The organism is Paraburkholderia sp. EG304 (genome assembly GCF_046543485.1).
GTDB lineage: Bacteria > Pseudomonadota > Gammaproteobacteria > Burkholderiales > Burkholderiaceae > Paraburkholderia > Paraburkholderia youngii.
In genome coordinates, this window is sequence record NZ_JBKGUA010000015.1 from 147,950 (window position 1) to 161,204 (window position 13,255).

13 protein-coding genes are annotated in these 13,255 nt (G+C 61.6%); 6 read left to right on the forward strand and 7 right to left on the reverse strand.

Annotation, left to right across the window (positions count from 1 at the left end; all coding sequences use genetic code 11):
* Positions 1 to 33 precede the first annotated feature (33 nt).
* The 4 genes from ACLFKU_RS19570 to doeA all read right to left on the reverse strand — a co-directional run bounded on the left by ACLFKU_RS19570 (position 34) and on the right by doeA (position 3,641).
* On the reverse strand, positions 34 to 597 hold the full coding sequence (locus ACLFKU_RS19570) for a paar repeat-containing protein (protein ID WP_410842404.1): 564 nt from the start codon (positions 595 to 597) through the stop codon (positions 34 to 36).
* Positions 590 to 1,039, reverse strand: coding sequence for a hypothetical protein (locus ACLFKU_RS19575; protein ID WP_410850180.1), 450 nt, complete (start codon positions 1,037 to 1,039; stop codon positions 590 to 592). Before ACLFKU_RS19575 ends, ACLFKU_RS19570 begins: the two co-directional genes overlap by 8 nt.
* Before the next feature lie 224 nt (positions 1,040 to 1,263).
* Entirely contained in the window at positions 1,264 to 2,355 is a 1,092-nt protein-coding gene (locus ACLFKU_RS19580; RefSeq protein WP_410850181.1) for an alcohol dehydrogenase family protein, read from the reverse strand.
* A 65-nt stretch (positions 2,356 to 2,420) separates the two neighbouring features.
* Complete coding sequence (gene doeA, locus ACLFKU_RS19585; protein ID WP_410850182.1) at positions 2,421 to 3,641, reverse strand: ectoine hydrolase DoeA; 1,221 nt, start codon at positions 3,639 to 3,641, stop codon at positions 2,421 to 2,423.
* A gap of 332 nt (positions 3,642 to 3,973) precedes the next feature.
* Here doeA and ehuA point away from each other — a divergent pair, with 332 nt between their 5' ends.
* The 5 genes from ehuA to eutA all read left to right on the forward strand — a co-directional run bounded on the left by ehuA (position 3,974) and on the right by eutA (position 7,977).
* Entirely contained in the window at positions 3,974 to 4,876 is a 903-nt protein-coding gene (ehuA, locus tag ACLFKU_RS19590; RefSeq protein ID WP_368583085.1) for an ectoine/hydroxyectoine ABC transporter ATP-binding protein EhuA, read from the forward strand.
* An 83-nt stretch (positions 4,877 to 4,959) separates the two neighbouring features.
* Complete coding sequence (gene ehuB / locus ACLFKU_RS19595) at positions 4,960 to 5,802, forward strand: ectoine/hydroxyectoine ABC transporter substrate-binding protein EhuB (RefSeq protein WP_410850183.1); 843 nt, start codon at positions 4,960 to 4,962, stop codon at positions 5,800 to 5,802.
* Positions 5,803 to 5,876: 74 nt separating this feature from the next.
* Positions 5,877 to 6,536 carry an ectoine/hydroxyectoine ABC transporter permease subunit EhuC gene (gene ehuC / locus ACLFKU_RS19600; RefSeq protein WP_410850184.1) on the forward strand — a complete coding sequence of 220 codons (660 nt, stop codon included), beginning with the start codon at positions 5,877 to 5,879 and terminating at the stop codon, positions 6,534 to 6,536.
* Positions 6,537 to 6,540: 4 nt separating this feature from the next.
* A complete protein-coding gene (ehuD, locus tag ACLFKU_RS19605; RefSeq protein ID WP_410850185.1) occupies positions 6,541 to 7,200 on the forward strand; it encodes an ectoine/hydroxyectoine ABC transporter permease subunit EhuD in 660 nt (219 codons plus the stop codon).
* Between the two features lie 3 nt (positions 7,201 to 7,203).
* Entirely contained in the window at positions 7,204 to 7,977 is a 774-nt protein-coding gene (eutA, locus tag ACLFKU_RS19610) for an ectoine utilization protein EutA (protein WP_410850186.1), read from the forward strand.
* A 27-nt stretch (positions 7,978 to 8,004) separates the two neighbouring features.
* Here the strand turns inward: eutA and ACLFKU_RS19615 are convergent, their stop codons facing one another.
* A complete protein-coding gene (locus tag ACLFKU_RS19615) occupies positions 8,005 to 9,117 on the reverse strand; it encodes a poly(3-hydroxybutyrate) depolymerase (protein ID WP_410850187.1) in 1,113 nt (370 codons plus the stop codon).
* A 266-nt stretch (positions 9,118 to 9,383) separates the two neighbouring features.
* Here ACLFKU_RS19615 and ACLFKU_RS19620 point away from each other — a divergent pair, with 266 nt between their 5' ends.
* Entirely contained in the window at positions 9,384 to 10,739 is a 1,356-nt protein-coding gene (locus ACLFKU_RS19620; protein ID WP_368583075.1) for an MFS transporter, read from the forward strand.
* A gap of 67 nt (positions 10,740 to 10,806) precedes the next feature.
* Here ACLFKU_RS19620 and ACLFKU_RS19625 read toward each other — a convergent pair whose 3' ends face one another.
* Together ACLFKU_RS19625 and ACLFKU_RS19630 are read right to left on the reverse strand one after the other, a co-directional pair.
* The gene (locus tag ACLFKU_RS19625; protein ID WP_410850188.1) at positions 10,807 to 11,190 is read right to left on the reverse strand and encodes a hypothetical protein; all 384 of its coding nucleotides are present in this window, start codon (positions 11,188 to 11,190) and stop codon (positions 10,807 to 10,809) included.
* 267 nt (positions 11,191 to 11,457) lie between these two features.
* Positions 11,458 to 13,236, reverse strand: a complete 1,779-nt coding sequence (locus ACLFKU_RS19630) for an arabinofuranosidase catalytic domain-containing protein (protein ID WP_410850189.1) — start codon at positions 13,234 to 13,236, stop codon at positions 11,458 to 11,460.
* Positions 13,237 to 13,255 lie beyond the last annotated feature (19 nt).

Sequence of the window (13,255 nt, forward strand, 5' to 3'; positions counted from 1 at the left end):
GGCCTGCGAGTAGTAGCGCGATAGCAGTATTTTTCATTTTGGTGTCCCACCGCCCGCAATAAACCAAGCCTTCAGAGTCGTAAAGTCATGAACCTGAAAGGACACCCATTCATGAGGCTTTAGCTTCTCAATGGCATGCTTAATGTTCCCGGCCATCACCGAGTCAATTACATTGTGGACGCGAACGTCTTCAACCGCGATAAGGTCCTGAGTGTGCGGGGAAAAATCGTCGAGACCCATCGCCTTCTTGCCATGTTCGGTCCACGCGGCTCTGTTAATCTGGTACAGACCGGCAGCGGTAGTGTGTCCATCTTTACCCGGCCCCGGGTGAGTTGATTCGTCGGTAAAGGTCCACGTCGTATTTCCCGGATACCACCCGTACTTCGCGTGATAGTCGCCGCCTTCAGATTTCCCAATCATATAGAGGAACGCCTTGACGTTGGCATCTTTAAAATATTCCTCGTTCTCTTCGAGGCGCGTCTTCTGTCGTGACGCAACGCGAACCTGTTTCGCGGCGCTGTCGGCGGTACTCGTCGTCATTCTTCGCGCGGCATGGTTGAGATGCTTACCCGACGGGGAGATTACGGTCTTAGGCATGTTTCGCCCCGTTGCAATAGATATTGATTTCTTCAGCCGAACTGGTCATGGAAAGACGGTGCGTATAGCCGCTCGCGTCGGTCATGCCATGTTCTATATCGCCGCTTGCCCGTTCGATCGCATATTCAACGCTTGCTAAAGGCTTACCTGTGTGAGTGTCGAGGAGTTGGAATTGCTCGTTGTAGTTGATACGCCTGGTGACTGGGGTGCGTCCGCGACAATCACACGCCCATGCGTAACCTAGCGCTTTAGCCATGTCATAACCGGTTGATAGCGAACGCAGCCGGTCAAAGGGAAAGAACTCTCCGGTTTCTGCATTGAAAGCCTGTGCCGACGGCATCGGCGGGAAGTTGGCGTAGATCGGATAGGTAATGCGACAAAGGTCACAGACCTCCTGGTCTTGGGTCTGCTTTACAGTGCCTTCCCGAATCTCCTTCTTCATTGGATTCCTCATGAATTTCCAGGCGATGTCGGATACTTACCCATCGAAACGAACCACGTCAACAGCTTTAAATCGAGATAAGACTGTCTTGAAAAACATTGACGACGACTGCTACGCGCGAAAAAGAAAGCCCGCCATGAGAGGCGGGCTCGGAGGGTGACAGTATGCGGCTAGAGCTGGGAAGGGCCGTAATGCATCGGCCAGTGCTTTAATCGCAATGAGAGTTAATGCGAAGCTTCGTCGCCGTAATGCCGATCCGGAACAACAACGATATTCCCCACGAAGCGCTTTTCCATAAACCGCGTCTGCGCCTCATGAAACTTCGACAGCGGATAAGTCGCCGCGAGAACCGGCCGAATCGTACCGCTCTGAATATAGTCGAGCACGCGTCTGAACGCGCCGCGCGTGCCCTGCGACGATCCATTCAACTGCAATTGCTTCAGATACATCGTGCGCAAGTCGAGTTGCACGACCGGCCCGGCGATCGCGCCCGCGGTCGTATATCGTCCCTCTGGCCGCAGCAGGTTCAACAGCTTGCCGAACAGCGCCCCGCCAACCAGATCCGCAACCACGTCGACGGGCCGGCCGCCGGTCATCCGTTCGACGTCCGCGATGAAGTCGCCGCTGTCGCGCAGCGTCACGCTTTGCGCGCCGAGCGCGAGCACCGCTTCTTCCTTGCCCTTGCTGACCACCGCATACGGAATTGCGCCGCGCGCGCGGCATAGCTGGATGATGGCCGAGCCGACGCCGCCGGACGCACCGGTAATCAGCACCGCTTCGCCGCGCTTCACGGCTGCACGCTCGATCATCTGCTCGCCGGTGTGATAAGCGCACCAGAACGTCGCGAGCTCGGCGTCGGAATACGTGGAGTCGACGCGATGTGCGTTTTCCGCGGGCACGGCCGTGTATTCGGCGTAGCCGCCGTCGCGGCCGTGACCGATGTAGTCGATATCGGCGAGGCTGTCGTCGTCGCGGTTGTAGATCGACGCGTCGACGATCACGCGCTCGCCGATACGCGCATCGCTGACGCCGCGACCCACCGCGACCACGCGTCCGACGATATCCGCGCCCTGAATGCGCGGAAACGTCAGCGTCGAGCGGCCGCGTCGCCACGTCGAGACCGCTTGTGGGTCGTCGTCGGTGCCGTAGGCGCCCTGGCGGACCCACACGTCGGTATTGTTGAGACCGCAGGCGGTCACATCGATCAGTACCTCGCCGGCCGCGCAGGACGGCACCGGCACGTCGTCGCGATAGACCAGTTTGTCGAGACCGCCGTGCCCGGTCAGCACGACGGCCTTCATCGTTTTCGGAAGCATGGTTCCCCTCTTGTCGGGACGGGCATCGTGCTTCGCGAGTCGATGCGGGCACGACGCCCGTGCGATTACGGTTTGACGAACAGCTTGCGTGGCGTCCGGCAGAAGGTCTCGACACCGGTCCTGGTGATCAGGATGCTCTCGGTGATTTCGAGGCCCCAGTCGTCGAGCCACAGGCCCGGCATGAAGTGGAACGTCATGCCGGGTTCGAGGACGGTCTTGTCCCCGGGACGCAGGCTCATCGTGCGCTCGCCCCAGTCGGGCGGATAGCTCGCGCCGATCGGATAGCCACAACGGCTGTTCTTCTCGATGCCGTATTTATGCAGCACCGCGAAAAACGCATTGGCGATGTCCTCGCAGGTATTGCCCGGTTTCGCCGCGGCAAGCCCGGCCTCGATTCCTTCGACCACCGCGCGCTCGCCCTCGATGAAATGCTTCGGCGGTTTTCCCAGATACACGGTGCGCGACTGCGGGCAGTGATAGCGCTTGAAGCAGCCGGCGATTTCGAAGAACGTGCCGGCGTCCTTCGCGAACGGCGTGTCGTCCCAGGTCAGATGCGGCGCGGCCGCGTCGGCGCCGGTCGGCAGCAGCGGCACGATCGCCGGATAGTCGCCGCCATGACCGTCGATGCCGGTAATGCCTGCCGAGTAGATCTCCGCGACAAGGTCATTCTTGCGCATGCCCGGCTCGATTCGCTCGACGATATGCGCGTGCATCTTCTCGACGATGCGCGCGGCCACGCGCATGTACTCGATCTCGCGTAGCGATTTGACCGCGCGCTGCCAGTTGACGAGGCCGGTGGCGTCCTGCCATTTCGCGTCCGGCAGATGCGCGACGAGCGAGCGATAAGCGGCGGCGCTGAAATAGTAGTTGTCCATTTCGACGCCGATCTTCGCGTTGGCCCAGCCGCGCGCCGCGATCACGTCGCGCGCGAGATAGTCCATCGGATGCCGCGCGGTGGATTGCACATAGTGATCCGGATAGCCAACGATCTGATCGTGCTGCATGAAGACGGTGCGCTTTGCACCATTCGCGTCCTGACCGCGGCCGAACCAGACCGGCTCGCCATCGAGCGCTAGCAGCACGCACTGATGCACGTAAAACGACCAGCCGTCATAGCCGGTGAGCCAGGCCATATTGGTCGGGTCCGACACGATCAATAGCTCGATGCCGGCCGCCTGCATCGCGTTGCGCGTCTTGGCAAGACGCGCGGCATATTCGTCGCGTTCGAACGGCAGGCGCACGACGGGCACCTCAATTCGCGATTCCTGTTGCGTCGTATCTGACATCTTCCCCTCTCTCTGAGCGTGACGTCGTTGCGGGAAGTGGCGCGCGGTGCACGTGAATGCGGCGCCACGGGTATTTCTCGCCGCAGTCTAATGCCGCGAAAAAACGCCTCCGAATGTGCTAGTTCAATGTTGGTGACGTTATCGAAGCATGCTTGTGGTCTTGTTGCAGTGCACCCTTCGCTCGCCTTGGTCCGCGCGGAAAAAAGAATTGTTCTAGAGCAATCTGGTTTGCAAATATGGCTGCGTATTCTGGTTCGCATCACTGGCATTTCCGGCGCCGCAGCCGCATTCCATTGACTCAAATCACGTACGACGAACGGGATCGAATCGATATGAACACTGCGCGAGTTACCGATCTATTGAGCGCTTCAGGCATCGCCCCGGCAAGTCTTTCCTCGGAGCGTACGGCGACGCCCGCAAACACTCAGGCGCGCCGCGACCAAAGCCCAGCGAATAAGCCGTTGATCCGACTCGACCGGATCACGAAACGATATGGCGCGCTGACCGTGCTCGACGAACTATCGCTCGACGTGATGCCCGGCGAGAAGCTGGCGCTGATCGGTCCGTCGGGATCGGGCAAGACGACGATCCTGCGCATCCTGATGACGCTCGAGACGATCGACGGCGGCCATATCGAGGTGGACGGCGAACAACTGTTTCATATGCCGCGTGGCGGCCAGATGGTGCCCGCGAACGAAAGGCATCTGCAGAAGATGCGCGAGAAGATCGGCATGGTGTTTCAGCACTTCAATCTGTTTCCGCACAAGAGCGTGCTCGACAACGTGACGCTCGCGCCGATGCTGACGAAGGGCGAGAGCCGCGAGTCGGCGGAGAAGCGCGCGCTGGAACTGCTCGACATGGTCGGCATGGCCGACAAGGCGAAAAGCCGTCCCGCACAACTGTCGGGCGGGCAGAAGCAGCGCGTGGCGATCGCGCGGGCGCTCGCGCTCGCGCCGCGAATCATGCTGTTCGACGAAGTGACGTCCGCGCTCGACCCCGAACTCGTCGAGGAAGTCCTGAACGTGATGCAACGGCTCGCGCGCGAAACCGATATGACGATGCTGCTCGTCACGCACGAAATGGGCTTCGCGCACGATTTCGCCGACCGCGTGCTGTTTTTCGATCGCGGCAGGATCGTCGAGGAAGGCAAGCCCGAGGACATCTTCACGCATCCCACGCACGAACGGACCCAGACCTTCCTGCGCAAGATCCTCGCCGCGGGGCATCGAATCTGAGCCGAGCCGCAACAGATTGTTTTTCCCATGCTGCACATCACCCACTACTACGTCATACCACTACGCCATAGGAGCCAGAGATCATGAAACTGAAGGGGATTCTGATTGCGGGAGGGTTGTCTCTGCTGACGCTCGCGAGCCTCGCATATGCCGCCGACGACAAGCTCACGCAGCTGCGCCAGCAAGGGTTCGCGCGCATCGCGATCGCGAACGAGCCGCCGTTCACCGCAGTCGGCGCCGACGGCAAAGTGACGGGCGCGGCGCCCGATGTCGCGCGCGCCGGGTTCAAGAAGCTGGGCGTCAACGACGTCGTCGCGTCGGTCTCCGAGTATGGCGCGATGATTCCGGGTCTCGCGGCCGGGCGGCATGACGCGATTGCGGCGGGGCTGTTCATGACGCCGCAGCGTTGCGCTGCCGTCGCCTATTCGCAGCCGGTGCTGTGCGCGGTCGAAGCGTTCGCGGTCAAGAAAGGCAATACGAAGAGCATCAAGACCTACGAGGAAATCGCGAAAGATCCGAAAGCGGTGATCGGTGTGGAAGGCGGCACGACCGAGCAGAAGCTCGCGACCGCCGCGAACATTCCGACCGATCGCGTGATCATCGTGCCGGACGGGCAAAGCGGTCTGAAGATGCTGCAGGACGGCCGCATCGACGTATTCGCGTTGCCGCTTCTTTCGATCACCGATCTGCTTTCAAAGGCGAAAGACCCGAACCTCGATTCGATCGCGCCGGTGCAGAACACGCCGGTGCAATGCGACGGCGTCGCGTTTCGCAAGCAGGACACCGCGCTGCGCGATGCGTTCGATGTCGAGCTGAAGAAGATGAAGGATTCCGGCGAGTTCGCGAAGATCGTCGAGCCCTATGGCTTCTCGGCGAAGGCGGCGATGTCGGCGAGCCGCGAACAACTGTGCACGGCGAAGAACTGAGGCCGCGATAGCACGCCATGCGCGCGGCACGGTCGCGCGCATGGCCTCCGATACATTGCGCGCGAGGTGCGTCGATGAACCACTGGTCCGGTTATTTGCAGCTGATTTTGCAGGGGGCGCGGACAACCGTCGAACTAACGCTGATGGGCGCGGTACTCGCGCTCGCCATGGCGTTCGTCGCGGGGCTCGGGCGCCTGTCGCGCTTCTTCGTGGTGCGCGCGTTGGCCACGTCGTATATCGAGTTCTTTCGCGGCACGTCGATATTCGTGCAGCTGTTCTGGGCGTACTTCGTGTTACCGATGGCCGGCCTCACGCTGACGCCGCTGCAGGCCGGCGTGCTCGCGCTTGGGCTGAATGTCGGCGCGTACGGCGCCGAAGTGGTGCGCGGCGCGGTCGCCGCGATCGGCCATGAGCAGCGCAGCGCGTGCATCGCTTTGAATCTTTCCCGCTATCAGCGCATGCGGCACGTGATCCTGCCGCAAGCGTTGCCGCTGATGCTGCCCACCTTCGGCAACAACGCGATCGAGCTGCTGAAGGGCACGGCCGTCGTATCGCTGATTTCGCTCGGCGACATGACCTTCCAGGCGCAAGTGGTGCGCTCGCAAACCGGCAATACGTTGATCCCGTTCGCGACGATTCTCGCGCTGTACTTCGGCATGGCCTGTCTGATTTCGTTCGGTATGCGCAAGCTGGAAAGCCGGATGAGTTTCGGTCTCGACCGCATCAGGAGATAGACGAATGGAATGGGACTGGAGCTTCGTGCGCGAGATTCTGCCGATCCTGCTGCAAGGCCTGGAGATCACCGTGCTCGCTACATTGCTGGGCGCGGTGGTGGCGGCCGTGGTCGGCATGGTGATTTCCATTTTGCGGCTGGCGCCGAATCGCGTGGTGTCGCGCGGCACGTCGGCGGTTGCGGGCTTTATTCGCGGCACGCCGCTGCTCGTGCAGCTGTATTTCGTGTTCTACGTGCTGCCCGACATCGGCATCCGGATGCCGGCGCTCGCGGCCGGTGTGCTCGCAATTGGCGTGCATTACGCGACATATGCGGCCGAGGTCTATCGTGCCGGCATCGAAAGTATTCCGCGCGGGCAATGGGAAGCCGCAAAGGCCTGCAATCTGAGCCCCGCGCAAACCTGGCAGCACGTGATCCTGCCCGAAGCGGTGCCGCCGATGGTGCCCGCGCTCGCCAATTACCTGATCTCGATGTTCAAGGAAACGCCGTTGCTGTCGGCGATCACGGTCCTCGAATTGATGAATCAGGCGAAGATCATCGCGAATACGGACTACCGCTATCTGGAGCCGATGACGCTGGTCGGGGTGCTGTTCCTGATCATCAGCCTGATTGCGGTAGCCTTTGTGCGCGTACTTGAAAAGCGGTTTCCGGCTCCGGGGCATTGAACGATGCAAATAACTATTCGGCAATTCGAGCGAGCGCCGCATCTGGTCGAACGCGCTTTCGACAAACGTATCGGCCTCGTGATTCTCGCGACCGATCACACCACCGAGCCGGATTTCGCGGCACTCGTTGCGAACGAGCATATCGGCATTTACGTGAATCGCGTGCCGTATGCGAACCCGGTCACGCCCGACAATCTGCGCGCGATGCAACCGTCACTGACCGCGGGCGCGGCGCTGATTCTGCCCGACGAAACGCTCGACGTCGTAATGTATTCGTGCACGTCGGCGTCCGTGATGATCGGTGATGCGCAGATCGAGAGCGCTATTCATGCGGCGAAGCCATCGGCCAGAGTGGTCACTCCAACGGCGGCCGCGGTCACTGCGCTCGACACGCTCGGCGCGCGGCGTATCAGCGTGCTGACGCCGTACACGGCCGAAACGAGCGGGCCAATGGCGGAGTACTTCGCCGCGCAAGGCTTCGCGATCGATCGCTTCTCATGCGTCGGTTTGACCGACGACCGGGAGATGGCACGGATTTCGCACGACGATATCGTCGCCTTTGCGCGCGAGGCGACGGCGCGGGACTCCGACGCGCTGTTTATCTCGTGCACCGCGGTGCGAGCCGCGCGGATCATCGCGCGAATCGAAGAGGCTACGGGCAAGCCGGTGGTGAGCAGCAATCTCGCGACCGCATGGATGTGTTTGCGGCTGTGCGGCGAGAACGACGCGAGGCCGGAGCAGGGGCGTTTGATGACGCTGCCGTTGCTGATGCGCTGATGCGAATGACGTCGGGCTTTCAGCCACTCAGTGGCTTGCGCCCGACGTTCCCGACGTGAGCCGTTCGATCATGTTGCGGATCGCGCGCATCTGAACGCCTTGCTGATCGGCGAAATGTCGGCCGGTATATCCCCACCAGTCCCAGCATCCGTTCGGGTTGGTTATTGGAATCGATACCGCCTGCGGATATAGCACGACGATACGGTTGTTGTCCGCCCACTGCGTATAGCCCGCGTGCCGGACGAACGTGGTGCCGTAGGAGAGGCCGGTCGGTGAGCCGAGCGGGACATAGGCCTGACCCTGCCGACAGCCGTGCAGCGCAACGTGCAGCCGGCACGGCGCACCCGCATCGCATGTGCCCGGTACATACAGCCATCCGGTGGTGTCCATGCCCGTCCTGCGAAAAAAGCTCGCTGGCCGGTTGGCCGGTAGATAACGGCTCTGATCGAAGCGGATGAAGCGTCCCGGTGGCGTTGCCGCGGCAGGCGGCGCGAGCGGAGCAGGTCCGTAGATCCAGCCCAGTATCTGCTTCGCGCCATCGACGTTGCACTTGCCGATGAACGGCGATTCGCTTTTCGCGCAGGCCACGCCGTAGTCGAGGGTGGGCATCGTGTGGCCCGCATCGGCGATGCCGATTCGAGTCATGTTTTGTTCCGGCACGCCGAGCGCCGCATAGAACGCCTGCAACTGAGCGACGATGGGCGTAGGCACGGTCGCATCTTTCGCTCCCGATATCGTGACGATTCGTTGGCCCGCGATCGTGGAGATATCGTCAATCAGGCGATTGGCGGAAAACGTCCTGGCCATCGAGACGAGCCGCGGCACATTGGTGCTGTCAGGCGAGACCCGGCAGGCGCTCGCCGGTCGGATGGTGCATGAACACCGGGTCGTGGCGATCAGAAGGCTGTTTTGCGAGCAATAGTACGGACCGGCCGCAACGACGCCCACGCCCTTGATGATCGACGAGTACGCGAGCGCCAGTTGCACCGCCATGAACCCTCCCGCCGAGAGGCCGGAGACGGAGGTCTGCGAGATATCGATGTTGAGCGCCGGCAATGGCGGATAGCTGGCTGCTTCGGCGTAACAGCCTGCCGACGGCATCGACAAAGCGGTGACACATATGCGGAGCGCTGCTTTCACCGGGTGGCCTCGCACTCGAATGCTTATCGGTAGAACGAACGACGGCTCGAAATATTAAAGCGTCATAGCACCCGACTCGTGTTGTTTTTCCCGATCGTGCGCGACTCATCCCCAACGCACACGTACGGATTACCGCATCCAGTGCGGGCTTTATGGAAAACCCCGATGCCTGCATCGTCCTAGAACATCGTTGCAGAAGTGTGCCGCCGGTATCGTGGATTCGGGCGACGTTGCCTGTGTCGCATAGAGACATCCCAGGAGGAGACATGCATTACGCACATTCATGGACCGCGCAGAGCGCGCAACCGCAAGCGCAAGCGCGCAGCTTGCTGCGGCGCGCGATCGCCGCATCGGCGCTCGGCAATGCAACCGAGTGGTTTGACTACGGTATCTACGCCTATGGCCTCAGCTACATTTCGGCCGCGTTGTTCCCCGGCAGCACTTCGCAGGCTACGTTGTTCGCACTCGCGACGTTCGCCATTTCGTTTCTCGTGCGTCCGTTAGGCGGCCTGTTCTGGGGGCCGCTCGGCGATCGCCTCGGCCGCAAGCACGTGCTCGCGTTGACGATCATCCTGATGTCAGTGGCAACGCTGCTGGTCGGACTCGTGCCGACTTACGCGAGCATTGGCTGGTGGGCACCGGCGATCCTCGTCGTGCTGCGAATGATCCAGGGCTTTTCGACGGGGGGCGAATATGGCGGCGCGGCGACTTTCATGGCCGAATACGCGCCCGACAAGAAGCGCGGCTTTTGCGGCAGCTTCCTCGAATTCGCGACGCTGTCGGGGTTCTCGCTCGGCGCGTTTCTGATGCTCGGTTGCTCGGTCGTACTCGGCAACACGGCGATGCATGCATGGGGATGGCGTTTGCCGTTTCTGATTGCGGCACCGCTCGGCCTGATCGGCTTCTATCTGCGCTCCAAGCTCGAAGACACGCCGGTCTTTCGCGAGCTCGAAGAAACGATGCACAAGGAGCAGCATAGCTGCGTCACGCTGAAGGCGTTGCTGAGCGACTATTGGAGACCTCTGATCCAGCTCGGCGGGCTCGTGGTTGCTTTGAATGTCGTCAACTACGTGCTGCTCGCCTATATGCCGACCTTCATGCAGAAGCAGCTAGGCATGAGCGACAACATGTCCCTGCTCGTGCCGCTGATCGGCATGCTCGCGATGATGGTGTTCCTGCCGTTTGCGGGCACGTTCTCGGATCGCGTCGGACGCAAGAACGTGTGGTGGTTTTCGTTGGTCGGCCTGTTCGTCGCGGCGATTCCGATGTTCCTGCTGATGAAGCTGAGCGTAACCGGCGCGTTCATCGGCTTTGCGGTGCTCGGGCTGTTGTACGTGCCGCAATTGGCCAGCATCTCGGCGATGTTCCCCGCAATGTTCCCCACGCAGGTCCGTTACGCGGGGATGGCGATTGCGTATAACGTGTCGACGTCGATCTTCGGCGGTACCGCGCCGATGGCGAACGAATGGCTGGTCGCGCATACGGGCAATGCGCTGGTGCCTGCCTACTACATGATGGCGGCGTGCGTCGTTGGTGCGATTGCGCTCGTCTTCGTGCCTGAAACGCGCGGATGTTCGTTGCGCGGACAGGGCATTCCGGGGAAGCAGGAAGTGGTAGGTTGAAGTCAGCTAGCGCGGCCAGCCGCATATCGACGCGGTTTGGCCACGCATGTTCGATTGAGCGTTTATTTCAGCTGGCTTTCGCGAGCCTCGACTTCAGCAGTTCATATTTCTCACGCGACGTATCCGCGAACGCCGCCTCGCGACTCGAAAGCGTATCGTCGAATGGAATCGGCTCGGCAAACTGACTGACGGTCAGATCCCATCTCTTGCCGTCGATCAGGTTGTAGAAGTGTGTGCCGCCGGACGTTCGCGTCGTCAGAATCTCGCCACCGAAGCAGTCCTGCACGATCAGAGACGTCACGCTGCAATGATTCTGTGCCGGATTCGTCGACAACCAAGCGTGGGTCGGGCTCGACGTATCGCCGGCCCATACGCGTGCAAGGGCGCGGTAAAGATCGACGGGCGTCGCAAAGTTCTTCGATACGGCAGGTGTCTGTGCTTCCTGTGTCATGGCGGCAATCCTTCGTTCGATGAGCGGATAAGGTCGTGAAAAACAAAAAGCCCCGTCGTTGCCGGCGGGGCTTTGTGGCGCATGTCGCTGCGAATGATGTCTAGCGGCGTATGCGTACGCGAGTCCCCACAGGCAGTCCCACGCGGGCATGCGCATGATGATGCTTTGCGATCGGGTGGGTCGTGAGGGCTTGCATGGAGAGCGAGTGTGCCTTCGATCGCGCGACGCGTCAACGAATCACCGATAACTGCGTCGCACTGTTCATGCTTACGACTTCGCGCCGCTCAGGATCGCGAGGCTCGGGCAGTAGTGCGTCGCGCTCAGATACGCGGGCTGTTGCGAGCGCACGCCTGCGCTGTTCGACGTCGGCGGATCGATGAACACCTGTGCATTGTTCGATCCCGCCGGTGCGGTCAGCGTCATCGTCACTTTCCACCAGTTGCCGGATTTCACCGCGCTTAGCGCCGTTGCTTGTCCCGCGCCCCACGTGCCGCGCACGATCGCGCCGGTGTTCGTGTTCAGTACCCAGCCGAACTCGGTGCCGCTCGGGTCGTCGGTCTGGATCGAGCCGCCGGGGAACACCGTTGCGTTGGTGGTGGCGAGCACATAGTCGGTGAACGTGTACGACTGGCCGCCCTGTACCCGGATCACTTCGTGGATGTTCGACACGGACGAACCATTCGTGCTCGTGACCGTCGCGGCGCCACGATTGACGCCGGAGATGTCGGTCGCGGGCACGGCGGTGCCGCCGTTCGACTGGAACCACGCATCCGGCGTCGCGAGACTGAGTGGCGAATTGATCAGGTTGTTCGCATAGCAGGCCGACGCGGCTGCGTCGGCCGGCGGTCCGTAGAAGCTGGCGATGCTGGACTGGATCGCGTTGTCGGTCGTATCGGACGTCGCCTTCGTGATGATCGCGCCTTCGAAGAACTGGATCGGCGCGGCGCTGCCATCACCGCCTTCGCCGAGCGACAGACCGCCTTGCCATTGGCCGTTGAATGCGTGACCGGCATCGTTGCCGAAGATCAGCGCTTCAGGCGGAGCCTGATCGTACAGCGCTGTCAAAACGCTTTGCGAAGCGGAGCCGCCTTTGACCGCAAATAGATTCAACGCGTTGACCGGCGAGTACTTCGATAGCACCGTGACGAACTTCTCATTCGCCGGCTGCTGCGGGCCGTACAGATAGACGCCGGCTTCGGCATCCACACCCGGCCAGTTTGTATCGAGCGCATTGCACACCGGGTCCTTCACGTTCGACGGCTGAATCGAGTCGCCGTCGCAATAGCCGAATACGGCCGCGTTGCCGTTCGAGAACGCGAGCGCGAACATTTCGCCTTCGATTTCGCCGTGCGCATAGGTGCTCGGATTCGCGCTGCTTTCCATGTTGCCGTAGGTGCCGCAGCAGGTCGACGATTGGCTGTAGTGCGCGCCAGCGACCATGTACTCGGCGATTTCGCTATCGCCGATCGACTGGTTCACCGTGCCGAAGCGTTTCCGATAGGCCTGCCCGGCGAGCGTGCCGAGAGCAGCAATCTGCACGCCGTTCGTCGTGACGAACCCGAGCCTGGCCGGTGTGCCGGGGAGCGCGGGCAAGTCGTTGCCGATCGTCAGTTGCTGCGTCGGCGCCTGTGCGGTCAACGCGCTCGGCGGTTGCAGCAGTTGCACGGTCAGGGTGCCGGCGGTGCCGGGCAGCGTGATCGTCGCGAAGCCGTTGAGGACCGGCACGGTGGTGGTCTTGCTGCCGTTCTGTACCGTCAGCGATTCAGTGCCGTCCTGGTTCAGCGTCAGCGTCGCCGGGACGTTGCCGAACGCGCCGTTTTTCAGCGGCGCGACCAGATCTATCTGATCGTAGATGTAGGTAACCGAGCAGGTCGTGTTGTTGCAGAAGGCTTGCGCGCTCTGCACATTCGCCGAGCCGACCAGCGAGCGGTCGCCGCCCTTCAGCGTGCTGTTGGTGTACGGATAGACGTCGAGCGTCGTGTTGTCGGACGCGCGTTGAATCTGGAACAGCGGGCCGGTGTAGTTCTTGGTCAGTAGCCGGGTCACGCTGTGCGCGGCGGAGCAG